Source organism: Streptomyces sp. NPDC006923 (assembly GCF_040635655.1).
GTDB lineage: Bacteria > Actinomycetota > Actinomycetes > Streptomycetales > Streptomycetaceae > Streptomyces.
This window is the reverse complement of the sequence record NZ_JBEYIF010000008.1, coordinates 396,864-423,634: the sequence shown is the minus strand read 5'-3', so window position 1 is coordinate 423,634 and position 26,771 is coordinate 396,864. Positions and strand designations below refer to the sequence as shown.

Sequence of the window (26,771 nt, the reverse complement as noted above, 5' to 3'; positions counted from 1 at the left end):
CTACATCGGCGCTGAGGACACGACCAACGACCACGGACCGGTCGAGGCTGCATATCTGCAAGCGGTTGCCGCCTTCGCCGAGGACACCGTCATGACTCGCGGCCCCGCCCCCTTCCGTATGACCCCGGGGGTCAGCCGGCGGGCTGCTCGACCTTGGTGGCCGGCTTGCCGTCGACGGCGGCGGTGAGCTGCGGCACCAGCCGGTCGATCACATAGGGCAGGCTGAGGACGGAGACGAACGAGGTGGCGTTGCCGTAGTCGCCGCTCTCCTTGATGAAGACCTCACGGCCGTTCTTCACCACGCCCAGGTCCCCGTAGGACGCGTCCTTGTGCAGCTTCGCGGGATCCTTGGCGGGATCGCCGACGATCCAGACGATGGCGTCCTGGTCGAGCAGATCGGTCCGCTCCTTGCTGATGTTGGCGCCGAACTTGTCGCCGATCGCCTTGTCCAGTCCGGCGGGCAGCTTGAAGCCGAGGTCGGTCAGGATCCGCGAACGGGCGTCCTGGCTGCCGTAGACGAACGTGCCCTCGTACGGGGTGGCCATCAACGCGGTGGAGTTCGTGAACTCCGGGTGCGCCGTGTCCGCCGCGGCGAACTTCGCCTCGACGTCCTTGACGAGCTTCTCCGCCTCGTCGCCCTTGTTGAGCGCCGTGCCGACCGACTTCGTCAGCTCCTGCCACGGGATGCCGTAGTCGTTGTACTCCTTGGGCTGGGCGACGACCGGAGCGAACTTGGACAGCGTCTCGTACTGCTCCTTCGTCAGCCCCGAGTACAGGGCGAGTATCAGATCGGGCTTGAGCGCGGCGATCTTCTCCACCTGCGGGCCCGTGCCGGTGTCCTTGAGCACCGTCGGCACGGCGCCGCCGCCCAGCTTGTTCTTGGCCCAGGGGCCGATGGCGCCGGGGTAGCCGCCGAGCCACTCGGTGGTGCCGACCGGCACCTTCCCGAGCGCCAGTACGGCGTCCTGGTCGGTCAGGCCGACGGTCACGATCCGCTGGGGCTCGGACGGGATCGTGGTGGTGCCGTACTTGTGCGGGATCGTGACCGGGTAGGCGGTGTCACCGGCCGAGTTCTTCGCGGTCGCGGCCGGTTCCGGGGCCGAGTCACCCCCGCAGGCGGTGAGGGTGCCGAAGAGCAGCAGGACGGAGGCGAGCGCGGCGGCGAGCCGGGGGCCTGTGAGAGGGCGGGACATCGGGAATTCCTTCTGAGTCGGGATTTCTGTTACGGCGGGTTCCTGTGACAGCGAACGGGACGAGGAGTACTACAAGCCGGTGTCGCGGGTGTCCGACCACGCCTCCCACAGGGAGGCGTACCGTCCGCCGGCTGCCCGGAGTTCGTCGTGCGTACCGGTCTCGACAATGCGCCCGGCCGCCATGACGACGATCCGGTCGGCGCTCGCCGCCTGGGTCAGGCGATGGGCGACGATCAGTGCGGTACGGCCGTCCACGGCGCGGGCGGCGGCCTTCTCCAGGACGCGCGCGCCTGAACTGCCCGCCTCCGCGGTCGCCTCGTCGAGGACGGCGACGGGCGGATCCGCGAGGATCAGCCGGGCGAGCGCGAGCTGCTGGGTCTGCGCACTGCTGAGCCTGTGCCCCCCGTCGCCGACCACGGTGGCCAGCCCGTCGGGCAGCGCCTCCGCCCAGGACAGCGCGTCGACCTTCTCCAGGGCGTCACGGAGATCGTTCTCCGTCGCCTCGGGCCGGGCCAGCCGCAGGTCGTCGGCGAGCGGCCCGGCGAACACATGGACCTCCTGGGTGATCAGGGCGACCGTACGGCGGACCTCGGCCCGGCCCAGGTCGTCCAGGTCCACCTCGCCGAGCCGGACGGTCCCGGCGGTGGGCCGGTGGATGCCCGCGACCAGCTTGGCCAGGGTCGTCTTGCCCGCGCCGCTCGCGCCGACCAGGGCCACCCGTTCGCCCGGACGAAGCGTCAGACCGACCTCGTGGAGCACCGGGTGCCCTGCCTGGTAGGCATGGCCGACACCGGTCGCCGTGACGGAGGCGTCGCGGGGGACCGCGGGCCGCTCCGGTTGTCCGGGGAGCGGCAGATCGGCCACTCCGACCAGGCGGGCGAGACCGGCCGTGGCCGACTGGGCATCGTCCAGCAGCACCAGAGCGGCGTTGACGGGAGTGAACAGGCTGTGGAAGTACAGCGCCGCTGCCGTCGCCGTACCGATGGACACCGCCCCGGCGCGCACCAGCAGAAAGCCGGTGACCAGGACCGCGGTGAGACCGGCGAACTCGGCGATGTGCAGCCTGCTGTAGAAGCGGAGCACCAGCCCCACCCCGCGCATCGTCACCTCGACGGCGGACCAGGACCGCTTGGTGACCTGCTCGGTGTGTTCCTTCTCCAGCCGCAGGGCCCGCACGGTGGAACCGCCGCCGATGGTGTCGAGCAGTTGCTGCTGCTGCGCGCCGACCGCGACGCGCTGCTCCGCGTACAGCGGTACGGCGCGCCGTATGTACCAGCGCGCGGTGTGTATCTGGACGGGCGCCGCGATCAGCGCCGCGAGCAGGAAGCGCCAGTCCAGTACCGCCAGGGCGCCCAGGGTCAGGACGATGGCGAGCAGGGAACGGGCCAGCTCCGGCAGCGCGTTGCGCACGGCCCCGGCGATCAGCGACACATCACCCGTGATCCGTGCGGTCAGATCGCCGGATCCGGCCCGCTCCACCTGTTCCAGGGGCAGCCCCAGCGCGCGTTCGACAAATCGCTCGCGCAACTGGGCGAGCACCGTCTCGCCCAGCCGGGAGATCAGGGACAGGCCGAAGCCGGTGGTGACGCCCTGCACGACGGCGACCGCCACCAGCAGGACCACCGGCAGCGTGATGGCGTCGGCGGGCCGCCGGGCGGCGGCCAGATCGACGATGCGCCCGAGCAGCGGCTGGGTGAGCAGGCCGACGGTGGTGGCGGCGACCATCAGCGCGAAGCCGCCGAGCGCCAGGCGGCGGTGCGGGCGGAGGAGTTCACCCACCGCGCGCCGGGTGCGCGCCGGAGTGGCGGTCGGCAGCAGCTCCCGGCCCGCCCCGGCCGGGCCCGTCATGAGAGCACCGCCGCGCGGTAGTCGGCGTGCTTCCGGACGAGATCCGCGTGTAGGGCCGTGTCGGCCACCCTGCCGCCTTCCACCAGTACGACTCGGTCGGTGACCGCCAGCAGCGCCGGGCTGGTGGTCACCATGATCGTTGTGCGGTTCCGCCGGACGTCCCGGATCCCGGCGGCGATCGTGGCCTCGGTGACCGCGTCCACGGCGGTGGCCGGGTCGTGCACCACCAGGACGGGCGGATCCGCCGCCAGCGCCCGGGCCAGCGCGACACGCTGGCGCTGGCCGCCGGAGAGCGAACCGCCGCGCGCGGTCACCTTGGTGTCGCCGCCCAGCGGCAGCGTCTTCGCCACCTCGTCCGCGCCCGAGGCGGCCATCGCCCGCCCGATACCGGCGGAATCGGACGTGGCGGCCGAGACATTGCCGATGAGGCTGCCCTCGAACAGGTGCGCGTCGTGCTCGGCCACCAGGATCGCGGTACGGACGTCCGCGGGATCCAGCGTGGCCAGCGGCACCCCGTCCAACTCGACCGAGCCACCGTGCGGATCGCCCTGCCGGCCCAGGCAGCGCAGCAGCGCCGTCGCGTCCGCGGGATCGATCGCGACCACTCCGACCACCTCGCCGGGCGAGGCGTCGAGATCGACATCGCGCAGGGTGCCGTAGGAGACACCGCGCAGCCGTACGCGTCCCTCGACGGGACGCGGCAGCACCCCGGTAGCGGGAGCCACGCCGGGCGGGGCCGCCAGGACATCGGCGATCCGGGCGGCGGAGGCGCGCCCCTGAGCGAACTCGGAGTTGACCCAGGAGAATTCGGAGAGCGGACCGAGCAGGAACAGCGCCAGTCCGACCGCCGAGACCAGCTCGCCCAGACTGATGTCACCCCGTGCGGCCAGCCGGCCGCCGACGAGCGCGACGACGGCGATGAAGGCGCCGGTGAGGGCGAGCACCATGCCGTTCTGCCCGGCCTCCGCACGCGCCGCGCGCAGCGTGGCGGTCAGCGAGTCGCGGCTGGTGCGCCGGTAGCGGGCCACTGCCGCCGACTCCGCGCCGATGCCCTTGAGCACCCGCAGCCCGGCCACCAGGTCGGAGGCGATGCCCGACGCGTGCGCGGCCCGCTCCTGCTCCGCCTCGCTGCGCCGCTCCAGCGGTTTGCTCAGAAGGTGGCCCAGCCAGAGCAGCAGCGGCGTGCCCAGCAGGACGGTGATGCCGAGCGGCAGGGAGATCCGCAGCAGCAGTACGGCGCTGACCAGGAGGCCCGTCAGGGCCGCAAGTCCGGTCAGCAGAGCCATGTTCACGGCTCCGACGCGCCGGGCGTCCTCGGTCGCGATATTGGTCAGGGCGCCGGGAAGCCGTCCGTCGTCCGCGCCGCCCGACGGATGCAGCACCCGCCGGACCAGTTCGGCTCTCAGTTGGTGCCCGGCCACTTCGGCGGCGCGTTCGCCGGCCCGCGCGCCGAAACGGAAGCTGAAGGACAGCCCGATGTAGACGACGCCCAGTACCGCGACCCACAGGAGGAGTTCGCCGCCGTCACTCCTGGCGACGGCCCGGTCGATCACCACACCGATGAGCACCGGGACCAGCGCCTCACCGGCCTGGTGTCCCGCGCCCAGCACCGAGCCGAGCACGACATCGCGCCGCTGGCCCTTCACCGCGCCTCTCAGGACGTCCCGTCCCGACGGACCGCCAGTACCCATCGCACCCCTCCGGACCCGCGGCGCAGCAGCTTCGGACCGCTGACAACTTAGGTAAGGCTAGACTAAGTGCGCACGGTTGGACCACCGGGGTGCGGGAGTGTGAATCCCCGGTGCCGCTGAGCCGTGGCAGGTCCCGCCCGCGCCGGGTGGGCACGAGCGGGACCGGGACGTGCGGCCGGCGGCTGTCCTCCTGTTACGGCGCGTCGGCCCGGCGGCCGGTGAGCGGACGGCTCACACCGGGGCCGGTGAAGGTGTAGCTGTCCAGATCGAGAATGGCACCGGAGCCGCCGGTGAAGACCACGTAGAGGTCGCGCGGCCGTTCGTCGGCGCCGGTGACCGGCACACTGATCTCCGTATATGTCTCCCAGCCGCCGGTGTTCGGCACCGTCACCCGAGCGACCACAGGACCGGTGACGGAGTCGTAGCGGAAGGTCGCGACATTGCCGGCCTTGTCCGAAGAGACCCGCGCCTTCAGCCCCGTCACGCCCTTGAGGCTCACCGGGTGGTACCGGACCCATTCATTGTTCTGTACGTCGCCCAGCCGCTTGCCGCCCTCGGCTCCCGCCGCCGTGATGATCTGAGGCCCGGAGAGCTGGACGAAGTGCTCCGCCTGCCACCGCTTGGGCCACAGCGTCAGTTGCCGCTCGCCGGTCAGCGGTACCGTGCCGGCGGCCCCCCTGTCGGTGTAGGTGGCGCGCACCACATAGAACTGCGTGGCATCCAGCCCGGAGTGGATGGGACCGGTGTTGAACGTGGTCGAGCAGCCGGTGCCCTCGGCGACCTCATGAGCGTGTTCCTGATGGCCCAGGGCGATCCGGACGATCACCTTGGAACAGTCGATCGGGCCGTCCTGCGGGTCGGTCGCGGACGCGGTGACGGTCACGTTCTCGTTCCACTCGTAGGCGCCACCGTCCGGTGGGGAGGAAATGGTGAGAGAGGGACGGTTGTTGCCGACCACCACGGGGACGGTCGTCGTGCCGGTCCGGCCGGTGCCGTCGCTGACGGTGAGTCTCGCCTGGAAGCTTCCGTTGGCGGGATAGGTGAAGACGGGGTTGGCCGCCGTGGAGTCGGTGCTGCCGTTGTCGGTGAAGTCCCAGGCGTAGCTGAGCGGATTGCCGTCCGGATCGCTGCTGCCGGCGCTGGAGAACGTCACGGCCAGCGGCGCGAGGCCGTTGTCCCGGTCCGCCGACGCCTTGGCGAGGGGAGACCGGCCGCCCTGGACGTAATTGATCTTGTAGAGGCCGGCGTCCTCCGCTCCCGAGAAATAGCCACTGCCGTATTCGAGGAGATACAGCGAGCCGTCCGGACCGAATTCGGAGTCGATCGGGTGGACGAAGCGCATTCCGTCGAGTACCGGCTCGATGGCGGTCGGAGTGCCGGTGGCCGGATTGCCGTTGCTGAACTGCACTTCCTTGATCCAGTTCCGGCAGTACTCGGAGATCAGCAGCTTGTTGTCGTAGTACTGAGGCCATTTGACGTCGGAGGCGAGATTGGCGTCGTAGTGGTAGACCTCCGTGTGATTGGGCGAACCGCAGCCGCCGGGATTGTCGAGCTGCGGCCACTCCTTGCTGCCGCCGTGCTGCTCCCAGACCAGAGCGGGCTTGGCGGGCGGCAGTTGCTGGATTCCGGTATTGCGCGGGGAATTGTTGACCGGCCCGGCCGTGCCCCCGCAGGGGAACCAGCCGCGCGGTCCGTTGGCAGCGAAGTCCCAGTCGTTGTAGCTCACATTGGGCCCGCCGCAGTACGGCCAGCCGTAATTGCCCGGGCCGGTGGCGCGGTTGAACTCGTCGTACGCCGCCGGGCCCCGGTTGGCGACGGTCGCGGCGGCGTCGGGGCCCACCTCGCCCCAGTACAGGGTGTTGCCGGCCTTCTTGTCGACCCAGACGCGATAGGGATTGCGCACGCCCATGACATAGACCTCCGGGCGCGTCCGCGCGGTCCCCCTCGGGAAGAGGTTGCCGTCGGGGACGGTGTAGGTCCCGTTGTCCTCGGGATGGATCCGGTTGATCTTTCCGCGCAGGTCGTTGGGGTTGCCCGAGGTGCGCTGCGCGTCGTACTGCGGGCTGCGTCCCGGCCGTTCGTCGATGGGGGCCATGCCCGCCGAGTCGCCGCCGGAATTGGTGTTGTCACCCACCGCGAAGTACAGGTTTCCGGCGCTGTCCCAGGACATGGAGCCGGCGGAGTGGCAGCACAGTTCCCGCTCGGTCGGCCACTCGATGATCATGTCCTCGCTGGCGGCCGGGATCGTGTTGGTGGTGCGGTCGAAGGTGAACCGGGAGATCCGGTTGACCAGCGGAGTCACCTTCGGGGAGTAGAACAGCAGGACCCAGCCGGTACTGGCGAACCGGGGATGCAGGGTGATGCCGATCAGGCCGTCCTCGAACCGGGCGTCCAGCGGCAGGGTGAGCGCGACCGTCGTCGACTGGGTGGCGGGGTTGTAGACACGGACCTGGCCGCCCGAGGCGGTGGTGCCCCGGTTGATGTACAGGACCTTCTGGTCCGGCAGTACGGCGAGCTCGATCGGCTCTCCCATCTGCAGTCCGCTGTCGAGTTTGACCTTTTCGAATCCGCCCGTCGGCGGGGGAGCGGCGGCGGCCCGCGGCGCGGCGGCGGCGGTGCCGGGCGAGAGCAGCAGGGCGGACAGGGTGAACAGTGCGACGAACAACGAAACGGCGCGCGACAACACGGCACCTCCAAGGGCCGATCGCGGGTGGGGGATGCCCCGATGGCCTGGTGGGCGGAGGCCACAGGCAGTCGGCCCGACGCTCACCGGCCCCCGGGGACAGGTCGATCGATGACTCGGTTTCGAGTACGGTGTCCGCGCCGCGGTGCCGGGAGGGCGACCGGGCGATGTGCGAGTGGTGTCGTCAGTTTCCGAGCACGGCGAGATCCCACAGCGAGTAGCCCCACTGGGTGGCTCTCTCGGTGCCCTGGACCCGGACATGGCGAGCGGTGCCGCTCACGGCGATGTCGTCGAGACCGCCGTCGCCCGCCGTGGTGGTGTGGACGGTTCGCCAGGTCACGTTGTCCGGCGAGACCTGGACCGTGTACGCCCTGGCGTACGCCGTCTCCCAGGTCAGCCGGACCCGCTGGAGCGTACGGACGGCGCCGAGGTCGACGGTGATCGACTGCGGGTCGGCATGGGCGCTGCCCCAGCGCGTCGCGGGATCGCCGTCAACGGCGTTGGCGCCCACGTGTGAGCTGCCCGGCTCGACGCTGGAGACCGAGACCGGACGGTTCCGCGCCAGGTCGGCGGCGGGTGCCGTGTCCTGTTTGATCCTGATGTCGCGATAGCTGATGTCGTTTCCGGCGCCGTCGTTCTGTACGCCGATGTATCCCGTCGCGATGTCCCGGGCGCTGGTGTAGTCGTTGATCTTCACGCCGTTCAGATAGATCTCGACATGGCGGCCGTGCACGGAGATCTCGTAGCTGTTCCAGGTCCCCGGCGGGTTGAGCGCCGCCGTCCGCGCGGCCGTGTCGGGAGCCTTGAAGCTGTAGACGCTGCCCGTCGTACGGGTCGGATCGGCGTCGGTCGCGTCGATCTGAATCTCGTGGCCGAGATCGACCGGCCGCCAGGGATCGCCCTGGGGATCGGGGAATCCGATGAACACACCGCCGTTGTCGTCGCCCGGCATCATCCAGTCGGCCTTCAGCGAATAGTCACTGAACGGCGTCACCGGATACCAGAGCAGTCCCATGCCGCCGACCGAGGTGAGGGTGCCGTCCGCCAGCGTGAATCCGCCGGGGCCCGCCTGCCGCCACCGGTCGAGGGCGGCCTGGGTGCCGTCGAACAAGGGGGTGTAGCCGTTCTCCGGGCGGCAGTCCGCGGCTCGGGCCCCGGAGGCCGTCTGGATGCCTCCGAGCAGCATGGCGGTGAAGGCCGGGTCGGTGTACGACTCCTCGGTGTGGCCGAGCCCGGTGTACCAGGAACGCCCGCCGCGGTAGTTCTGGCACCAGGTGATCGGATGATCGCCCATGTTGCCGCCGCTGTACGACGACTCGTCGAGGCTCGCGAGCACCTTCACCGCCGAGCGTGGATTGACGCGGTAGTCGTACCACTCGTCGTTCCGGGTCCAGCGCTGCGGAAGATGACTGGTGGAGGCCGACGACCGGTCTTCGATCTCGACGGTGGCCTGCTGGGTCGCCGGATGCGAGGCGAAGTACGCGCCGACGAGCCCGCCGTACCAGGGCCAGTCGTACTCGGTGTCGGCGGCGGCATGGACGCCGACGAAGCCGCCGCCCGCGCCGATGTATGTCTCGAAGGCGGTCTGCTGCGCGGGGTTCAGGACGTCCCCGGTGGTCGAGAGCCAGATCACCGCCTGGTATTGCGCCAGGTTGGCGGTGGTGAACGCGCCCGCGTCCTCGGTGGCGGTGACGGAGAAACCGTTGGCCGCGCCCAGGCGTCGCACGGCGGCGACGCCGGCGGGGATCGCCGAGTGCCTGAATGCCGCGGTCTTGGAGAACACCAGGACCTTGGTCAGCGGCGCGGCGGCGGAAGCCTCGGCGGCCCGGGGCGACTGCGCCATGGCGGCCAGGGACAGGAAAGACAGGAGGAGCGCGATCGCGGTGCGGGACACAAGGCGCACTTTCCAGTCCTCTCTCGGAGCGCCCGGAGGCGCCGGCTGAGGTACGGGTACAGGCGGAACGGGGCCGCGGATCCCGGGGGTGACGGGTGATGACTGACGATTGCTGACGAGGGGGCGGCCACTGCGTCAGACGTAGTGAACATCGGAGGTTTTGGACGGTCAAGGGGCGGCACCGAACTGACCAATGATTGTTTACGCCATGACAAAAACAATGGCGTAAGGAGATCGGGTGAACCCCGGTCAGGGAAGACCCCCACCATCGGCGGAATGGGTCACCGGAATATTCCGCCGGACAGCCCAGGACCCCCGCCCGCTCAGGCGGACGGGAGCCTCCGGCGCTTTCCGCCGCACCGGGAACGCTCAGCCGCGGGGCGGTTTCGCGGCGGTGTCGAGGAAGAAGGTGTCGATGCCCTGGACCGCGCTGATGAATTCGTCGAGGTTGACGGGCTTGGTCACATAGGCGTTGGCGTGCTGGCGGTAGGCGTCCTGGATGTCGTCGGGCGCGGCCGAGGTGGTCAGCACCACGACGGGGATGGAGCCGAGAGCCGGGTCGTCCTTGAGGACGGCGAGCAGTTCCCGGCCGTTCATCCGTGGCATGTTCAGATCGAGGACGATCAAGTCGGGACGTTCGTTGCCCGCGTCGCGCAGGTATTCCAGGGCGGCGATCCCGTCGGTCGCCTGAGTGATCGTACGGGCCATGCCGCGTTCGACCAGCGCGTCCTCGATGAGTAGCGCGTCGGCGGGGTCGTCCTCGACAAGGAAGATCCGGTAGGGACGGTCGGCGGCGAAGGCGTTCACGGTGGAGCTCCTGCGTTCGGGGAGTCGAGGGGGGACGTGAGAGGTGGGGAGGGACTGTCGTGGCCGGCGATGACGGCCGCCTCGCCGGTCTGTGCCCCCTGTCCCACCGGGCTGCGGGACTCCTCCGCACCCGCCTCCGGGCAGCCGCGGCGGTCGGCCCGTATCAGCACTCTAGGTGCCGCGCGCCACCCCCGACAACAGTTGTTGTCGTGCGCCGGTACGCTGTTCCGGCCCGGATGCCTGCCGGGCTCGGTCAAAAGGAGAGCACGCCGTGGACACCGTGGGCCAGGACGACTCCGAGCGGGGCGGAACCCCTCCGCGTCCGGTGTCATCGGGATGGACGACCCGGCGCTGGCTGGGCATCGGCACCACCGGGGCGCTGACCCTGCTGCTCGGACTCGTCCTGTGCGGGGCCTGGATCTTCGCGCGCTCCACGGCGATCAACAACCGTCTTGTCGACCACTCCTCTCCCGCGCTCATCGCCTCGGTACGTCTCGAAAGCGCACTGGTCAATCAGGAGACCGGGATCCGCGGTTATGGGATAACCGGCCGCCCCGAGTTCCTCACCCCGTACCGCGAAGGTCTGGCGCAGCAGAAGGCCGCGGTGCGGCAGCTACGAGCCCTCAGTGGCGACACCACCGCCCAACGGGATCTCGACCAGGTGGAGAACCGGGCCGCGCGCTGGCAGTCCCGTATCGCTCAGCCGGTCGCCGACTCCGCCGACCCGGTTCCGCTGGCGCAGGACCGGGCCGAGGAGGGGCGAAGGGCCTTTGACGCCGTCAGGGACGCGATGGCCGACCAGCAAACGCATCTGCAGGCCGAGCGGGACCAGGCGCGACGCGACCTGCAGGCCGCGCGGTCCCTGCGCAACTGGACGTTCACCGCGATCGCCCTGGTCATTCTCGCGTTGACGGCTCTGATCTTTGTCGCGCTGCGCAGAGGCGTGACCACGCATCTGGAACGGCTGTCGGCGGACGCCCGGCGAGTCGCCAGGGGCGACTTCAACCATGTGGTGTCCGGTTCCGGGCCGGCGGATCTCAGGCTGCTGGCCGCGGATGTCGACGCCATGCGCGCCGGACTCGCGGCAGAACTGGCCTTCCGCGACACGGCACAGGCGAGCCTCGCCGCTCAGGCCGCCGAACTGCGCCGCTCGAACTCCGAGCTGGAACAGTTCGCGTATGTCGCCTCCCACGATCTGCAGGAGCCGCTGCGCAAGGTCGCCAGCTTCTGCCAGTTGCTGGAGCGCCGCTACAGCGAGCGGCTCGACGACCGCGCCCGTCAGTACATCGCCTTCGCGGTGGACGGTGCCAACCGGATGCAGGGGCTCATCAACGATCTGCTGGCCTTCTCCCGGGTCGGACGGCTGCTGACCGATCATGTCGCGGTCGACCTCGACGAACTCTTCAAGAACACCCTCGACTCACTCGGCATGGCCGTCGAGGAGTCCGACGCCGTCGTCACCCATGACGAGCTGCCCACGCTGGAGGGCGAACGGACCCAACTCGGCATGCTCCTGCAGAACTTGATCACCAACGCGATCAAATTCCGTTCCCCGGACCGCCCGCTCCGTATCCATCTCGGCGCCCGTCGGACAGAGGGGGCCTGGGAGTTCGCCGTCACGGACAACGGCATCGGCATCGAGCCGGAGTTCGCGGAGCGGGTCTTCGTGGTCTTCCAGCGGCTCCACACACGCGAGGAGTACCCCGGAAACGGGATCGGCCTCGCGCTGTGCAGAAAGATCGTCGAATACCACGGCGGCACCATCGAGATCGACCCCGCCCACAGCCCCGGCGCGCGCGTCGTCTTCACCCTGCTGGACCGCCATGACAGCGCTGTCGCTCAGGTGTCCCAGTGAGGTGAGGACGGATCGCCCGCCGGGTCGGGACGGGGCGCCGTCCGCCGTCCTGCTTCGAGCGGCGGCTGACCCGGGCCACGGCGGCCCTGGCGTAACGCGCCCGCGGACGCGCTGCCGTGGCCCGGACCACTTCAGCGTCGAGCGGGGCCGCTGTCGATCCTCAGGCGGTAGAGCATGTAGGGCTTGCGCCGGAGATCGACACCCTCGTGGTAGACCGCTTGGCGGTTGAGCTGGTTGGCCATGACGTAGAGATAGTGGTCATAGCCGACCGACAGGGTGTCCGGCCAGATCAGCCGGTCGTCGTGGACCAGGACGCGGAACTGTCCGTCGGTGTCACGGCGGACCAGGGAATTGCGCTCGATGTCACCGCCGTACACCCGGCCCGCGCTGTCGGTCTCCAGACCGTCGGACATCCCCTTCGTGCCCAGGTTGCGGATGGTCGACGCGACCTGCGCGTCGCTGCGGCGGAAGTCGGTGAGCGCGTCTGTGCTGACGGCGTACAGCGTCCGGCTGGAGAGCGGGCAGTAGTACAGCCACTTTCCGTCGGGGCTCAGAGCGATGCCGTCGGCCCCGACGTTGATGGGACTGGTGGGCCCGTTCGGCGGCCGGTTGAGCATGGGCCGGCCTTCGACCGTGGGGACGAAGTTGGGCACGGGCAGGGTCGACGGGTCGTTGTTCAACCGGCGCCGGGATTCGCCGGTGGCGAGGTCGACCACGACCAGACCGTTCGGGCCGTCCGTTGACGCGTCCGTGAGGTACGCGGTGCCGGCTTTCCCCCGGGTGAGGTCGAAGCGGACGTCATTGATGAAGCTGAGCGGCCCGGCCACCTGTGGCGGCAGCACGATGGTGCGGATGACCTTGTTGGTCCGCAGGTCCACCGCGACCAGTTTGGGCCCACCGGCCGGGGCGTCGGCCCATTCGATCCGTCCTGTGTCGACCACCCACAGCCGGTCGGCGGCGTCGACCACGACGCTCTGGACGCCAAGGAAGTGACCCGCGGGATCACCGGTGTCCGCGACATTGATTTCGCGGTTCGGATAGGGGACGGGCTTGCCGTCGCGGATCTCGGCGACCGAGTACGGGACCTTGTCTCCCCAGTGCGGGAAGTTGACGAAGATCCGGCCCGTGCGGGAGATGGTCACGCCTGTCGGCATGGCACCGTCGAAGGCGGCGACGGACTCCAGCCGCTCACTGGTCACGCGTCCGGAGGCCGCTGAGAGAGCCGTGGAGGCGTTGAGGGTGGAGCCGGACAGCAACAGGGCCAGCGCCACGGGGGCGGCCACCGTTGTGAGGGTGTGGCGTCGTCGCAGAAGCATGTCTCCGCCATTCCTTTGAGGAGGCGATCAGGATGCTGATTCCCAACGGGAACGCGTCTGCCGAGCCGTCCGCGGAGCGTGGTGCGGCGCCGCTCTTCCTGCCCTCCTCCGGCCTGTCGGCGGGGGTCGCGTGGGGGTGCGGACGGCAGAGCTTCTTCCGGATGCGTGCCGCCCCGGCGGCCTGCTCCGACGATAGGACACCGGAATCCCGGCGGCAAACGATCCGCCACCAAGGGAGAACGGCCGCTGCCGGGGGCGTCTCCCCGGGGCAGCCGGCCCGGGAACTCGACACCGCTCAGCGGTGGGCCGGGAGCGCGTACGCACCGGCGGTCCGGAGGGCGGGTGGCCGCTGATGTGCCGCGTCCGCCCTCCGGCGCCGTACGTCATTGAGGTCAGGCGTTGGGGTCGAACGGAATGTTCGCCGGCTTGGCCCGTTCGAGGTGGTAGTTGAAGTTGCCGTCCTTGAGGCCGAAGACGGCGCTGCCGAAGTTGGCCTGGCTCAGCTTGTCGCGGAGCCCGGCGGGGTAGCCGTTCCAGCCGACCAGCCGGGGGAACTGCCAGCCGTGGTAGTGGTTCTCCGGCGGCTCGTCGTTGTTGTTGGCGGGACGGAAGCAGTGCGTGCCCGCGCCGTCCTTGTGGTAAACGATCTTGGGGTGCGTGCCGTCCCAGCGGATCTGGTCACGGGTCTGGATGTTGAAATTGCCGTGGGCGGAGGTGGAGACGTACTTGGCCTCGTTGTCCTGCACCCACACCACGACATGCTCCCAGTCGTGGCGGTGGCCGCCGAGCCCGCTGCCGGCCACGGCCTGGTCCTTCTCGAAGTAGAGGCCGTAAATGATCGCGCACCAGCCGTTGTTGCACTTGTAGCGCGCGTAGCCGTTGGTGTTGTCCAGGTCCCAGGAGTCACGGCACGAGCCGTTGACGGCCCCGGTCGTGTTGAGTCCCGGGGATATGGTCCCGTCGGGGCCGATGGCCGGAGTGGGGTAGCAGCCGTCCGTGTCGTAGTCGTACGCCGGCTGGAACGTCTGCTCCATTCCGTCCGCGTTGGCGGGCAGGGCCTGCGGGGGATCGGCGAGAGCGCTGCCCGGCAAGGCGATGACCAGCGCGAAGGCGCTGGCGATCGTGAGTGAGACCTTGCGGATGCGTGAGCTTTTCTTCACTACGTCCTCCTGATCGACCGCGGCGTGGGGGCGCACGGCTTGGTTGGCATGCCCAGCTCAGCCTCACCGGCCCGCATTGACACGCCGAGCGTTCACAGGTGTCGGAGCGATGAAAGATCAGCCAATACAGGGGGGTGGATGATCTGGGCCGGAGTTGCCTGCTGAGGGCAGTGTGACGGCAGTGAGGGCTGAAGTGAAGCTGCCGCGGGCAGAGTTGAGCCCAGGCGCGCACCGGCGGCTGTCCCGGTGGCGCGTCCGGTGCTGCTTGTGCCCGTGTGTGCGTGGTGATGGCCAGGTCCGCGTTGAAACCGCGGATCGCCGGAAATGCCCCCATGCGCGCGCTGTTGGGATCCGGTGGCCCGCAGGGCCGGCGAAAAAAAGTTCGCGGTGGATGTCATCCGACGCCATGGTGGCCGGAGTTGGAAGAGATGAGAGACACCGTCAGCGGGATCCAGTCGCCGGCGGATCCCAAAGCTGGGTGGGGGCCTTGGCCGCTCGGGGGAGCCCAGGCCCCCACCCTTACCGTGACGGTTCCTCGTGCCCCGCCGGCTCCTCCCCGTTGGGCGCCGGACGCGGCGGCCGGTTCCGGGGCAGGGGGACCGGGCAGGCTGTCCCGCCCGGGGCCTCCGTGGCGTCACATGCTGATCGTCTTGTGTTCGAGGTAGGTGCCGAGACCCACAGGGCCGAATTCGCGGCCGATGCCACTGGCCTTGTAGCCGCCGAAGGGGGCGTCGAAGCCGAAGGAGGCGCCATTGACCAGGAAGGTGCCGGTGCGGATGCGCCGGGCGACTGCGAGGCCGCGTTCCGGGTCGCTCGTCCATACGCCACCGCTCAGACCATACGGCGAGTCATTGGCGATGCGTACGGCGTCGTCCTCGTCCTCGTAGGGGATGACGACGAGCACGGGACCGAAGATCTCCTCCTGGGCGATACGCATGGCGTTGTCGACATCGGCGAAGACCGTGGGACGTACGTAGTTGCCGGCCTCAAGGCCCTCCGGTGTGCCGGGGCCGCCGACGACGAGGCGTGCGCCTTCGTCGATCCCGCTCCGGATGTAGGACTCGACGCGCTCCTTCTGCGCCTTGGTGACCAGGGGGCCCACAAAGGACTGCGGGTCGGAGGGGTTCCCGACGGTGACCTTCTCCGCTGCGGCCTTGACGAGGCCGACGACCTCTTCGTAACGGCTGCGCGGAGCGAGCAGCCTGGTGTGGGCGGCGCACGACTCGCCGTTGTTGCCGAAGGCGAGGAAGGGAACCGCCGCCGCGACCTGCTCCAGGTCGGCGTCGTCGAGAATGATCGAGGCGGACTTGCCGCCCAGTTCGAGGCTGACGCGCTTGAGCTGTGCCCCGGCGATGGAGGCGATCCGGCGTCCCGCCGCGGTGGAGCCGGTGAAGGCGACTTTGTCGACGTCCTGGTGGGAGATCAGATACTCGCTGGTCTCGCGGTCGGCGGGCAGCACACTGATCACGCCGGGCGGGAAGCCCGCCGCTTCGAAGATCTCGGCCAGCAGCAGCGCGTCGAGGGCGGTCTCCGGCGATGCCTTGAGGATGACCGTGCAGCCGGCCAGCAGCGCCGGGACGACTTTCACCAGCGCCGACTGATGGGGTGCGTTCCACGGGATGACCGCGGCGACCACGCCGACCGGTTCACGGCGGACCAGGACGGACGTTCCGGCCGGACCGGCCACCCGCTCTTCCCAGGCGAGGTCCTCCGCGGCCCGTAGGTACGCGTTGGTCTGCTCCTGAAGCTGTGACTGCAGGGACGAGGTGAACCACGCCGGAGTGCCGTTCTCGGACGTGATCAGCGCGGCGATCTCCGTGGCGCGCCGGGTGTGGAGATCGTTGAAGCGCTTGACGAAGCCCTGGCGCTCCTGCGGCGTCAGCCTCGGCCACGGCCCCTCGTCGAAGGCCCTTCTGGCCGTGGCCACGGCGCGGTCCACATCGGCGGGGGACGCCTGCGCGGCCCGCCCAACCAGGGACTGGTCGTGGGGTGAGCGGATCTCCAGCAGTTCGCCGGTCACCGGGGCCGCCCACGCGCCGCCGATGAAGAGTTTGTCGTACACGGTCATCAGGCTCTCTTCTCATCGCTCTCTACCAGCCGAATTAACTGGTTAGTCAACCGTACCGCATGTGCGAGACCCGTTTGATACGGCCATGTCTCGTCGGCTGATCACGGTCGTATCGACGTGGCGGCGCGATTTTTACCGGGGTGACTAACCAGATCGTCAAAGGGCGCGCACCGGCCGTGCCCCGACCGGGGGAGGGGCAGCCTGCGGCTGTCCCGCCGACATGGCCGAGCCGGTCCGACCGCGGTTAGGATCTCGGCGCCGCCCACCGCGTCCGTGCGCCCGCCGGCGCCGGCGCACCGAGCCAGGGAGACCGCCGTGCTGAAGAGCTTCGCCGACCTGTCCACGCCACTGGTGGCCGACGCCTGCGTGCGCGCCGGCGTGCCGCTGCGCGTCGTGCCGCCCGGTATCGGCGCGGTTGTCGGCGGACACCGGATCGCCGGACGTGTGCTGCCGGTACGTCACTACGGCAGCGTGGACGTGTTCCTGGAGGCGTTCGGCCGGGCCGAGCCCGACGACGTACTGGTCATCGACAACGGTGGGCGACGGGACGAGGCGTGCGTCGGCGACCTCGCGGTACTGGAGGCGCAGGCGACAGGGGTGGCGGGCGTGGTGATCTGGGGGCTGCACCGGGACTCCCCCGAACTGGCCGCGATCGGGCTGCCGGTGTTCAGCTACGGCAGTTACCCGCCAGGCCCGGTACGGCTCGACGAACGAGAGCCGGAGGCCCTGGAGTCGGCGCGGTTCGGGCCGCACCTGGTGAGCGCGGACGACATCGTCTTCGGCGACGAGGACGGGGTGCTGTTCGTCGCCGCGGAGCGCGCCGACGAGGTGCTGGCGACGGCACACCGGATCCGCGACACCGAGCGCGAACAGGCCCGCCGGATCGGGGCCGGTGAGACCCTGCGCCGGCAGACGGCCTTCGACGACTATCTGGCGCGGCGCGCGGCGGATCCGGCGTACACCTTCCGCCGGCACCTCCGGCGGATCGGCGGGGCCATCGAGGAGTAGACGGGTCCGGCGACGGCGCCGTTCACCGCGGCCGATACCGCGGTCCGGCACTCACTCCGGGCCGCGACCGGCTTGCGCTCAGGTCTCCGGGGAGAGTTCCAGCCGGTCCTTGAGGCGTTGGGCCGCCGCCGTACGGCGCTGGATCTCGTACAGGGACAGGGCCTGCCGCCAGGTGTCGCGGGCCTCCGCGGACCGGCCCATGGCGTGGTAGGTCTCACCGAGGTTGGTGAGGGTGTCGGCCTCGTCGTGGGGGTTGCCGAGACCGCGCACGAGGGTCAGGGCCTGCCGGTAGTGGTCCAGCGCGTCGGGGTACCGGCCGGTGTGATGGGCGATGTAGCCGAGGCTGTCCAGAGTTGACGCCTCGTCACCGGGGCGTCCGTCCTTGCGGAAGAGGGCGAGGGCCTGCTCACAGTAGGACAGCGCCTCCGGATAGCGGCCGAGCTGGGCATGCATCCAGCCCACCGCGTTGAGCTGATTGGCCTGCCACACCGGGTTGTCCAGCGTCTGGTACAGCCGCAGCGCCTGGATGGCGTGGTGGAGGGCGCGCTCGTCGTCGCCGCACTGTTCCCAGGCCCAGCCGAGGGTGCGGTGGACATGCGCCTGGCCCGCGATGTCGTCGGTCTGCTCGGAGAGGCTGAGGGCGAGGTTCAGATGGTCGAGAGCCTCGTTGTGTTCTCCCCTCTGGGTACGGGCGTGCCCCAGCCGCCAGTGGGCGAGGGCCCTGGGCGCGGGGGAGTCCCCGTGCCGCTCGGCTGCGGTGAGGGCCCTGCGCCAGACGGTGAGGTAGTCCTGGAGGTGATGGCCGCCCACATGGTAGGAGACCAGTGTCCAGGCCAGTCGCCACACCTGGGCGTACTGACCCTGGGCCAGAGCGAGGCCCTGGACCGCCGGCAGGCAGGGACGTTCCGTGTCGAACCACTCCAGAGCGTCGGCCGTGTCCGCGGGCCGGAGCGGGGAACAGCCCGGGGCCGGGGGGAGCAACTCGGGCTGGAACGGGCTGTGCGGGCCGTCCAGCAGCTCGTTGGCGGCGAAGGCGGTGTGCAGATAGAAGTCGATCAGCCGGGTCAGCGCGGCGTCGGTGTCCACCTCCCGACCGCCCGCCTCGGCGGCGAACAGCCGGATGAGATCGTGCATCCGGTAGCGGCCCGGACGGTGCTGCTGGACCAGATGGGCGGCTTCCAGCTCGCCGAGCGGCGCCCGGACGCCGGCCGGAGCGAGGCCGGCCAGGCTCGCGACGGCGGCCAGGCCGATGTCGGGCCCCGGCACCGACCCCAGCAGGGCGAACAGCCGCTGTGCCCCAGGGGTGAGGGCGCGGTGGGAGGTGGAGAAGACCGCGCGCAGACTGACGGTCACATCGCCGACATCCAGTACGTCGAGACGGCCGGTGGCTTCGCGCAGTTCCTCGGCGAGCACGGCGAGTGGGAAGCCGGGATGGGTGGCCGCCCGGGCCGCCACCACGCCCAGGGCGAGGGGCAGCCTCGCGCAGTGTTCCAACAGGGCGCTGACGGCCTCGGGTTCGGCCGCGACCCGGGGCGTACCGAGGCGGCGGTCGAACAGCTCGCGTGCCTCGTCCTCCTGGAAGACATCGAGGGTGAGAGGTCCGGCACCATGGGTGGTGACCAGGGAGGTGAGGCGGTCGCGACTGGTGATCAGCACCGTGCACGAGGGGCTGCCCGGCAGGAGCGGGCGGACCTGGTCGGCGTCGCGGGCGTCATCCAGCACGATCACCATGCGCCTGTCCGCGACCAGGCTGCGGTAGAGCCCGGACTGTGCCTGCGGATCCATCGGGACGGCGTCGGGGTCGACGCCCAGCGCGTCGAGGAACCCCCGCAGGGCGACGGTGGTGGGCAGGGGTTCCGAGGACGGATCGAAGCCGCGCAGGTTCACATAGAGCTGGCCGTCGGGAAATCGTTCCACGTTCTCGTGCGCCCACCGCATCGCCAGCCAGCTCTTGCCGACCCCGCCGATCCCGCCTATCGCCGAGATCACCACGGCGACGCTCCGCCCGCTCCGCTGGGCGTCGAGGGCAGCGGTGAGCTGTTCGAGTTCCTGGGTCCGGCCGGTGAACACCGGTGGCGAGGGGGGAAGTTGACGCGGCACCGCCGCCGCTGCCGGTCCCGGCGTGGAACCGGCGCCGGTGGCGAGTGCCTCGTCGGCGGTGAGGATCTGCTGGTGCATCCGCTGGAGCAGTACGCCGGGATCGGTACCCAGCTCCTCGGACAGGCGTAAGCGCATCTGGTGGTAGTGGTGGAGAGCGTCGGCCGGGCGGCCGCTGCGGTACAGGGCGAGCATGAGCTGTCCGGCCAGGCGCTCGTCGAGCGGATGCGTCTCGGCGCGTGCGGAGAGGTCGGCCAGCAGCGAGGTGTGGCGGCCGAGCCGCAGTCCGGCATCGCCCAGATCCAGCTCGGCCGCGAATTTCTCCTGGCAGAGCGTCTCCCGCAAGGCGTTGAAGTACGGGGTGTCGGGGGTGTGCAGGGCCTCGCTCCGCCACAGACCGAGGGCCTGCTCGAACAGCGCCGCGGCTCGCTCGCTGTCCTCGGTCGTCCGGGCCTGCTCCACCATGTGCCGGAAGCGGTGCAGATCCACGGCGGACGCGTTGACCTCAAGGACATAGCCGCCGGACCGCCGCGTGATACGGACCTCTTCCCGGGCGCACGTCAGGGCTTGGCGCAGCCGGGAGAGATAGCTGTAGAGCGTCCCGGGAGCCCGCTGTGGAGACCGGTCCCCCCAGACGCGCTGGAGGAGCTGGGCGACCGGCACCACTTTGTTGGCATCGACCAGCAGAGCCCCCAGCACCCACCGCTGCCGGGCATGCCCCAGCTCCACCGGCCGGCCGTCGGCACGCGCCTCGACGCCGCCCAGCAAGCTGAACTCCACCGCCATCCCGGCTCTCCCCCCGTGTGAAGAGCCCAGTGTTCAGGCAGCCGGTCCGATCAGCCAATTCAAGATTTGGCCAAGGTTTTTCGCAGAGTCGGCCACATGCCCTCGCGGGGCCGGCCGGGACACCCGGCCGCGCCGCGATTTCCGGTCGGCGGGAACTGGGGCGCGGTGCCGCCCGACTACTGAGGCGAAGGCCGGACGGGGCGCACGCTCCGGACGTCAACTGGACGCGCGTCAGGGGCCGTTGAGCCCCCAAGGAGGCTGCGGTTGTGAAGTGGTACGAGGACGACTCCCTCTGGTCCGACTTCGCGCCCACGATGTTCTCCGCCGACCGGGGCGAGGCGGTCGCCGATCTGGTGGCGTCATCCCCGCTTCTGGACTTTCCCCCCGGCTCCCGGGTGCTCGACCTGTGCTGCGGGCCCGGACTCTTCCTCGTTCCGCTGGCACGGCGCGGATACGACGTCACCGGCGTCGATCTCAGTCCGGCCATGCTGGACCGGGCGCGGACCGCCTGTGCGCGGGCCGGGGCCGACGCCCGGCTGGTCAGGGCGGACATGGCCTCCTACGTCGAGCCGCACACCTTCGACGTGGTGCTCAACGTGTACACGTCCTTCGGGTACTTCGACGAGCCGGACGACAACCTCCAGGTGCTGCGCAACGCATACGAGAGCCTCGCGCCGGGCGGACAGCTCCTGGTGGATGTGATGGGCAAGGAGGTCCTGGCCGGCTGGATCGGCCGGCCGCAGGTGGTGGAGCTGCCCGACGGTGCGTATGTCGTCCAGCGGGACACCGTGCTCGACGGCTGGCGCCGGCTGAGGACCGACTGGACCCTGGTGCGCGGCTCCACCGCGCGTACGGCCTCCCTCACCTCCTTCCTCTACAGCGGAGCCGAACTGCACGATCTGTTCGTGGCGGCCGGGTTCACCGGCGTCGAGTGCTTCGGAGGCTTCGACGGCGCCGCGTACGACCAGCACTCCCGGCGCCTGATCGTGCGGGGGACCAAGAAATGAGCGGCGCCCGGCACGCCTGCCGCGCACCACCGGGGTTCCGCGCGTGGATCACCGACACCGGCACCCGCAGCCCAGGAGGATCCGTACGTCATGCCGCCGCACCACGAGTACACCAGCCGGTCCGCCACCCGGCGGGGAGCTGTCCGATGACCGCCCCGCCCACCCCGACCATGGCCGCCGCACCCGTCCACGAGCACATCACCGACGCGATGAAGGCACCCGATCTTGTCCGGCTGGGAGCCGGTGTGGTGTTCGCGCGCTTCGAGACGATGAAGGTCTACGCGGCGCTCGGCGCCGTCCGCACACTGCTGCGGCGCGGCAGCATCGTGCCGGGTCAGACACTCGTCGACAGTTCCAGCGGCATCTACGCCCTGGCCCTCGCGATGGCCTGCCACCGCTACGGGCTGCGCTGTCACATTGTGGCCTCCACCACCGTCGACGCCGTGATGCGGGCGCAACTGGAGGTCCTGGGCGCGACGGTCGACCAGATGCCGCCCTCGCAGAGCCTCCGGCTCGACCAGGAACGGCGCGTACGCCACATACACGGCCTGCTGGCCCGCCGGCCTGACTACCACTGGATGCGGCAGTACCACGACGCGGTGCACTACGCGGGATACCGCGAGTTCGCCGACCTGGTCACCGCGGCGCTGCCCGGCGCGGACGCACTCACCGTCGTCGGCGCCGTGGGCACCGGCGCGTCCACCGGAGGGCTGGCGGGGGCGCTGCGGAACTCGGGGCGCGAGGTGCGCCTCGTCGGCATCCAGCCGTTCGGCAGTGTGACCTTCGGCAGCGAACGCTTCAGCGATCCGGACGCCATCATCGCCGGGATCGGCAGCTCCATCCCCTTCGGGAACGTCCGCCACGATCTCTACGACACCCTGCACTGGGTGGACTTCCGCCATGCCATGGCCGGTGCGGTCGGCCTCCTGCGGGAGCACGCCGTCTTCGCCGGTCTCTCCGCCGGGGCCGCCCATCTGGTCGCCTCCTGGGAGGCGGCCCACGACCCGGGACGGCAGCATCTCGTCATCGGCGCCGACACCGGACACCGTTATACGGAACGGGTCTTCGCCCGGCACCGCGAGGCCCTCGACCGCCGTACCCTGCGACCGCGCCGTATCCAGACACTGGACGAACTCTCACCCCCCTGGTCGGTGATGGAGTGGGCACGCCGGTCCCATCCGATGCCCGGCACAGCGGAAACGGAGCCGTCATGACCATTGCCGCGCTGGAATCTCTGTCCTTCGGGCTCGGCCGGATGGCGGACGCCGCCTCCGCCGCCGGGCACCGGCTGTGTCTGCTCACCCGCGACCGGTCCGTGTACCGGCACGAGCTCGGCACACTGCCGGACGGCGCCCTCTCCGTGGTCGATGTCGACACCTTCGACGAGGCCGCGACCCGCCGTGCGCTGGCGGCCCTGCCCGATCTCGCCGGCCTCCTCAATACCACGGACACCTGGAGCGTGCCGGCCGCCGACCTCGCGGCCGAGTTCGGACTGCCGGGGCCCGATCCGGCGGCGGTCCGGCTGCTGCGTGACAAGTCCCGGGTGCGTGATCTTCTGCATGGCCACGGGCTGAGCAAAAGCGGTGCGGTGCGGCTGCCGCCGGACCCGGAGGGCGCCACCGCCGCGGTGTTGCGCGGGACCGGCCTGCCGGCCGTCCTCAAGGATTCCGCCGGCACCTCCTCCCGCAATGTCTGGGTGGTCAGGGACGAGGACGCACTGCGCGCCGCACTCCTGGCAGCCGCCCAACAGGTGCTCGCCGGGGAGCTGTTCGCGGAGCCCTTCCTGGCCGGGCCGCTCTACAGCGCGGAGACACTGAGCTGGGCCGGCGACACCCGGCTGCTCGGTGTGCTCAGCCGGCAGACCTCACGTGAACCACTGGTACGGGAGGAGGCCGCGGCCTTCCCGGTCGCCCTGCCGGACGGTGAGCTGACCGCGATCGAGGACTGGGTGGGCCGTGTGCTGTACACGGCCGGTCATCATGACGGGTTCGCCCATGTGGAGTTCATCCTCACCACCGAGGGCCCCGAACTGGTGGAGATCAACCGCAGGATCGGCGGAGCCCTGGTGGGAGAGGCACTCTGCCGCTCTCTGCGTACGAACGTGTACGAGGCGATGATCAGCGTCGCCCTCGGGCGCCGTCCCGGGCTCATGGACGGGCCGCTCGGCCATACGGGCCCCGCCACCGGATTCGTCCTGGTCTACGCGGCGCGCCCCGGCGTCCTGACGGGCTGGCGAGGGCTCGGCGAACTGGCGGACTGTCCTGGCGGCGTGCGGTGGTACCCGACAAAAGCACCCGGGGACGCGGTGCCGCACGTGGACGACCAGCGTGGCTGCACCGGGATGGTGCTGGCGGAGGCGGCCACGGCGGAGCTGGCCCTGCACCGGGCGCTGAGCGCCGCCGGGGGTGTGCGTCCCCTCCTCGCCACCGGCGCCGCCCTGGCCGGCCACGCTGTGCCCGGGGGTTCAGTGGCCGACGGTGGGCCGTGAGCCAGGGGCCGGCCGGGGACTGCCGGCCGGCCCGCGGACATTCCTGCTGGCCGCCTCGTTCCTGATCACCCTGGGCAGCTTCGCCGTACTCCCGTACATGTCGGTGCTGCTGCACGACCGGCTCGGGCTCGGTCTCGGCACGGTCGGTGTGGTGCTCGCGGTCGCTTCGCTGGTGCAGTTCTCCGGTGGTGTGGCGGGGGCCGCGCTGGCCCGGCGGATCGGGTTGCGGGGCACGATGCTGGTGGCGCTGGCCGTACGCACGGCCGGGTTCGGCGCGTTCGTGCCCGGGCTCGGCAGTCCCGTGGTCGCGGTCGGCGCCCTGCTGCTGGTCTCCTGCGGCGCGGCCCTGTATCTGCCCGCGAACAAGGCATATCTGGTGGCCGGGGCCCCGGAGGCGGAACGGGCCCGGCTGCTGTCCCTGAGCGGTGCGGCGTTCAACGCGGGCATCGCGCTCGGACCACCGGTGGCGGCGCCTTTTGTCCTGAGCTCGCCGGGTGTCCTGTTCGCCGTGGTGACCGCGGTGTTCGCCGCCGTCGGAATCGGGCATGCCGCGCTGCCCCGTACGGACCGGCCGAGCGGTGTGCCGTCCGGCGCCGAGTCGTCGGCGGGACGCCCGGCCGACGCGCTGCTGCCCTTCGTGGTGACCGTCGTGAGTGTGTATGTGTTCATGTTCTTCCAGCACTATCTGGCCCTGTACGCCGTCCCGCGCACCTCCGCGTCGTTCTACGGCATTGTGCTGATGGCCTACGCGGGCCTCATCGTGATCGCGCAGCCGCTGCTTCCGCGCTGGATCGCCGGACTCAGCTATCCGAGTGCGATGCGCGTGGGTTTCTCGGCGATGGCGGCCGGGACCGCGGCCATCGCCTGGGGCGGGCGTGCGGGGATCGGCGCGGGCGCCGCGCTGATCTGCCTCGGCGAGATCGTCCTCTTCCTGAAGAACGATCTGGAGGCGCTGGCCAGGTCGTCCGCCGAGCCGGCCGTGGTGTTCGGCCGCCAGCGGCTGGCGGCGGGCATCGGAGCGTTCGCCAGCGGTGTGGTCGGCGGGCAGCTTTACGGGATGGCCGAAGAGGCGGGCAGGGCGGAGGCGTTCTGGCTGGCGGTGTCGCTCCAGTGTGTGGTGCTGCCCCTGCTGCTGACCTCGGCCATGCGCCGCGCTCGCTCCGGTGTCACGGCGCGGCGCACCCGGGCCGCGCGGTCGTCGTCCTTGTGAGCCGTGCGGGCGGCCGGCGCGCGCCGTTGGGGACGACGCGCACCGGTCCTCCGGAGGACGCTCGGAAAGCGACCGCCCGCCGCGAAGCGGCCGTGGTCACACGGCGGGACCGGAAAGCGGGCAGAGCGCCTCGTCCGCCCGCCACACCGAGGTGAGGTCACGTCTCGCCCGTGCGACGCGGGAGCGGACGGTACCGACGGGACAGTCACCGGCGAGAGCCGCCTCGGCGTACGACAGCCCCAGTATCTGCGTCAGTACGAAGGCCTGCCGCCGTGGCCCGTCCATCGTGTCGAGCACGGCGAACACCGCCACGGCTTCGTCGAAGCCGGGCGCATGACGTGGCTGGGCGCGCTCGGCCGCCGTCTGCCAGTCCGCGGTGTCGGCGAGCCGGGGCCGGGCCGCCGCGCTGCGGTAGCGGTCGATCACCACACAACGCGCGATCGACAGCAGCCAGGTGCGGGCGCAGGACCGGCCGGCGAACCTCGTGAGACTGGTCAGAGCACGCAGATAGGTTTCCTGGGCCAGGTCGTCGGCCCCGGGAACATCGGCGCTGAGATGGGCGACAAACCGTCGTACATCGTCGTACGTGGCCCGTACAAAACGCTCGGCGGCCTCCCGGTCACCGTTTCCCGCGGCCATCGCCCACGCGGTGATCTGCCCGTCGCGGAGCTGTGATCCGGCGCCGGTCCGCCCGGCGCGGGACCCGGCGGCAGGGCGCGCGCCGGTCGCCCGGCCCGTTGTGGAGATCGGTGGAGAAAACATCACGCTTGGTCCTTCGCTCCTCGCGGAGCCGTACCGGGACACGGCGCGGCTCCCTCAGTGGGCCGGTCCGCCGCGACGCGGCCGGTGACCGGCATGACTGTGCGGACCCTCCGGCCGGTGAACGGCCGGGCGAAGGGTCAGCCGCAGAGCGGGACAGGAGGTGGTCCACGCCGGGAGATGCCCTGGAGCACCACAGGACGGCTCGGGCGTCGGTACGGCCGGCGGGGCGTACGGCTCGCCGGCCGTGGCGGGAGGTGTCCGGTCCTGGACAGCAAGGACCAGGCCAGCCGCAGTGGCGCACAGACGAACAGGGCCAGCGAGCGGCCGAGTTGGCGGACCGCCGCCTCGCCTCGCCACAGCCACCAGCCGCACAGCAGCCCCGCCACCAGATGCGCCGCGGCCATGCCGGAGGTCAGCGAGGGAAGGTCGGGGATTATCAGCGGCGCCCAGGAACCGGCCAGATCCATGCCGGATTCGCCCGTGCTCCCATGATGCGAGTGGACCGGCCCGGCCGCGGAACGGCCCTTTCCGAAGAGACCGTCCGGAAGAGTCACTCCGTGCGGCAGACAGGGGTGCAGCCGGCTGAACAGGCCGTGCATCCCCACCTGACCGGCCGCGCTCACAGCCGCGACAAGAAGCGCACCGCGCTCCCTTCCCGCCAGCCACCAGCCGACCCCGCTCATCGCGACAAAGGCCGGGGCGAGGGCCGGCAGCGGCAGTGGCGTACCGGACTGGAGCGCGTGACCGAGGCCGGACACCACAACACACACGGCCGCGAAGACCACGGCACGTGTGAGGCGGAATAAGGCCCCGGCTCTCATGGCCGTCATCGTGCCACCCGTGGCGGAGCAGCGGAAAAGAGCCGGTGATCCGGATACGTCGATGGTTCGCCCGCTAT

General features: G+C 70.6%; 18 protein-coding genes. 6 read left to right on the top strand and 12 right to left on the bottom strand.

Annotated elements, in window-relative coordinates; translation table 11 throughout:
- Window positions 1-131: 131 nt before the first annotated feature.
- From ABZ707_RS19430 to ABZ707_RS19405, 6 genes are all read right to left on the bottom strand, one after another.
- Complete coding sequence (locus tag ABZ707_RS19430) at window positions 132-1,193, bottom strand: iron-siderophore ABC transporter substrate-binding protein (RefSeq protein ID WP_360175989.1); 1,062 nt, start codon at window positions 1,191-1,193, stop codon at window positions 132-134.
- Between the two features lie 69 nt (window positions 1,194-1,262).
- Window positions 1,263-3,041, bottom strand: a complete 1,779-nt coding sequence (locus ABZ707_RS19425) for an ABC transporter ATP-binding protein (protein WP_360175986.1) — start codon at window positions 3,039-3,041, stop codon at window positions 1,263-1,265.
- Window positions 3,038-4,732: an ABC transporter ATP-binding protein gene (locus ABZ707_RS19420; protein WP_360175983.1), complete on the bottom strand. Its 1,695-nt coding sequence runs from the start codon at window positions 4,730-4,732 to the stop codon at window positions 3,038-3,040. The genes ABZ707_RS19425 and ABZ707_RS19420 overlap by 4 nt, the downstream gene beginning before the upstream one ends.
- 193 nt (window positions 4,733-4,925) lie before the next feature.
- Window positions 4,926-7,415, bottom strand: coding sequence for a PQQ-dependent sugar dehydrogenase (locus ABZ707_RS19415; protein WP_360175980.1), 2,490 nt, complete (start codon window positions 7,413-7,415; stop codon window positions 4,926-4,928).
- A gap of 184 nt (window positions 7,416-7,599) precedes the next feature.
- Window positions 7,600-9,258 carry a ThuA domain-containing protein gene (locus ABZ707_RS19410; protein WP_360176024.1) on the bottom strand — a complete coding sequence of 553 codons (1,659 nt, stop codon included), beginning with the start codon at window positions 9,256-9,258 and terminating at the stop codon, window positions 7,600-7,602.
- Between the two features lie 420 nt (window positions 9,259-9,678).
- Window positions 9,679-10,116 carry a response regulator gene (locus tag ABZ707_RS19405; RefSeq protein ID WP_360175977.1) on the bottom strand — a complete coding sequence of 146 codons (438 nt, stop codon included), beginning with the start codon at window positions 10,114-10,116 and terminating at the stop codon, window positions 9,679-9,681.
- A gap of 271 nt (window positions 10,117-10,387) precedes the next feature.
- Here ABZ707_RS19405 and ABZ707_RS19400 point away from each other — a divergent pair, with 271 nt between their 5' ends.
- Window positions 10,388-11,971 carry an ATP-binding protein gene (locus ABZ707_RS19400; protein WP_360175974.1) on the top strand — a complete coding sequence of 528 codons (1,584 nt, stop codon included), beginning with the start codon at window positions 10,388-10,390 and terminating at the stop codon, window positions 11,969-11,971.
- A 131-nt stretch (window positions 11,972-12,102) separates the two neighbouring features.
- On the opposite strand, the gene ABZ707_RS19395 is transcribed toward ABZ707_RS19400, so the two are convergent.
- The 3 genes from ABZ707_RS19395 to ABZ707_RS19385 all read right to left on the bottom strand — a co-directional run bounded on the left by ABZ707_RS19395 (window position 12,103) and on the right by ABZ707_RS19385 (window position 16,515).
- The gene (locus tag ABZ707_RS19395) at window positions 12,103-13,287 is read right to left on the bottom strand and encodes an L-dopachrome tautomerase-related protein (protein ID WP_360175971.1); all 1,185 of its coding nucleotides are present in this window, start codon (window positions 13,285-13,287) and stop codon (window positions 12,103-12,105) included.
- A 392-nt stretch (window positions 13,288-13,679) separates the two neighbouring features.
- Window positions 13,680-14,447, bottom strand: a complete 768-nt coding sequence (locus ABZ707_RS19390) for an NPP1 family protein (RefSeq protein ID WP_360175968.1) — start codon at window positions 14,445-14,447, stop codon at window positions 13,680-13,682.
- A gap of 634 nt (window positions 14,448-15,081) precedes the next feature.
- Window positions 15,082-16,515, bottom strand: coding sequence for an aldehyde dehydrogenase (locus ABZ707_RS19385; RefSeq protein ID WP_360175965.1), 1,434 nt, complete (start codon window positions 16,513-16,515; stop codon window positions 15,082-15,084).
- A gap of 315 nt (window positions 16,516-16,830) precedes the next feature.
- Between ABZ707_RS19385 and ABZ707_RS19380 the strand changes: the two genes are divergently transcribed.
- Window positions 16,831-17,523, top strand: a complete 693-nt coding sequence (locus tag ABZ707_RS19380) for an RraA family protein (protein WP_360175962.1) — start codon at window positions 16,831-16,833, stop codon at window positions 17,521-17,523.
- A gap of 78 nt (window positions 17,524-17,601) precedes the next feature.
- Here ABZ707_RS19380 and ABZ707_RS19375 read toward each other — a convergent pair whose 3' ends face one another.
- Window positions 17,602-20,406, bottom strand: coding sequence for a BTAD domain-containing putative transcriptional regulator (locus ABZ707_RS19375; RefSeq protein WP_360175959.1), 2,805 nt, complete (start codon window positions 20,404-20,406; stop codon window positions 17,602-17,604).
- Between the two features lie 266 nt (window positions 20,407-20,672).
- Here ABZ707_RS19375 and ABZ707_RS19370 point away from each other — a divergent pair, with 266 nt between their 5' ends.
- From ABZ707_RS19370 to ABZ707_RS19355, 4 genes are all read left to right on the top strand, one after another.
- Window positions 20,673-21,413: a class I SAM-dependent methyltransferase gene (locus ABZ707_RS19370; RefSeq protein ID WP_360175956.1), complete on the top strand. Its 741-nt coding sequence runs from the start codon at window positions 20,673-20,675 to the stop codon at window positions 21,411-21,413.
- A gap of 146 nt (window positions 21,414-21,559) precedes the next feature.
- Complete coding sequence (locus tag ABZ707_RS19365) at window positions 21,560-22,627, top strand: pyridoxal-phosphate dependent enzyme (protein ID WP_360175953.1); 1,068 nt, start codon at window positions 21,560-21,562, stop codon at window positions 22,625-22,627.
- Window positions 22,624-23,901 (top strand): ATP-grasp domain-containing protein, encoded by a 1,278-nt coding sequence (locus ABZ707_RS19360; protein ID WP_360175951.1) that lies wholly within the window; start codon window positions 22,624-22,626, stop codon window positions 23,899-23,901. The genes ABZ707_RS19365 and ABZ707_RS19360 overlap by 4 nt, the downstream gene beginning before the upstream one ends.
- Complete coding sequence (locus ABZ707_RS19355; protein ID WP_360175948.1) at window positions 23,891-25,111, top strand: MFS transporter; 1,221 nt, start codon at window positions 23,891-23,893, stop codon at window positions 25,109-25,111. The genes ABZ707_RS19360 and ABZ707_RS19355 overlap by 11 nt, the downstream gene beginning before the upstream one ends.
- Window positions 25,112-25,207: 96 nt before the next feature.
- Here the strand turns inward: ABZ707_RS19355 and ABZ707_RS19350 are convergent, their stop codons facing one another.
- Together ABZ707_RS19350 and ABZ707_RS19345 are read right to left on the bottom strand one after the other, a co-directional pair.
- Window positions 25,208-25,873: a sigma-70 family RNA polymerase sigma factor gene (locus ABZ707_RS19350; RefSeq protein ID WP_360175945.1), complete on the bottom strand. Its 666-nt coding sequence runs from the start codon at window positions 25,871-25,873 to the stop codon at window positions 25,208-25,210.
- Between the two features lie 137 nt (window positions 25,874-26,010).
- Window positions 26,011-26,694 (bottom strand): hypothetical protein, encoded by a 684-nt coding sequence (locus ABZ707_RS19345; RefSeq protein ID WP_360175942.1) that lies wholly within the window; start codon window positions 26,692-26,694, stop codon window positions 26,011-26,013.
- Window positions 26,695-26,771: the final 77 nt, after the last annotated feature.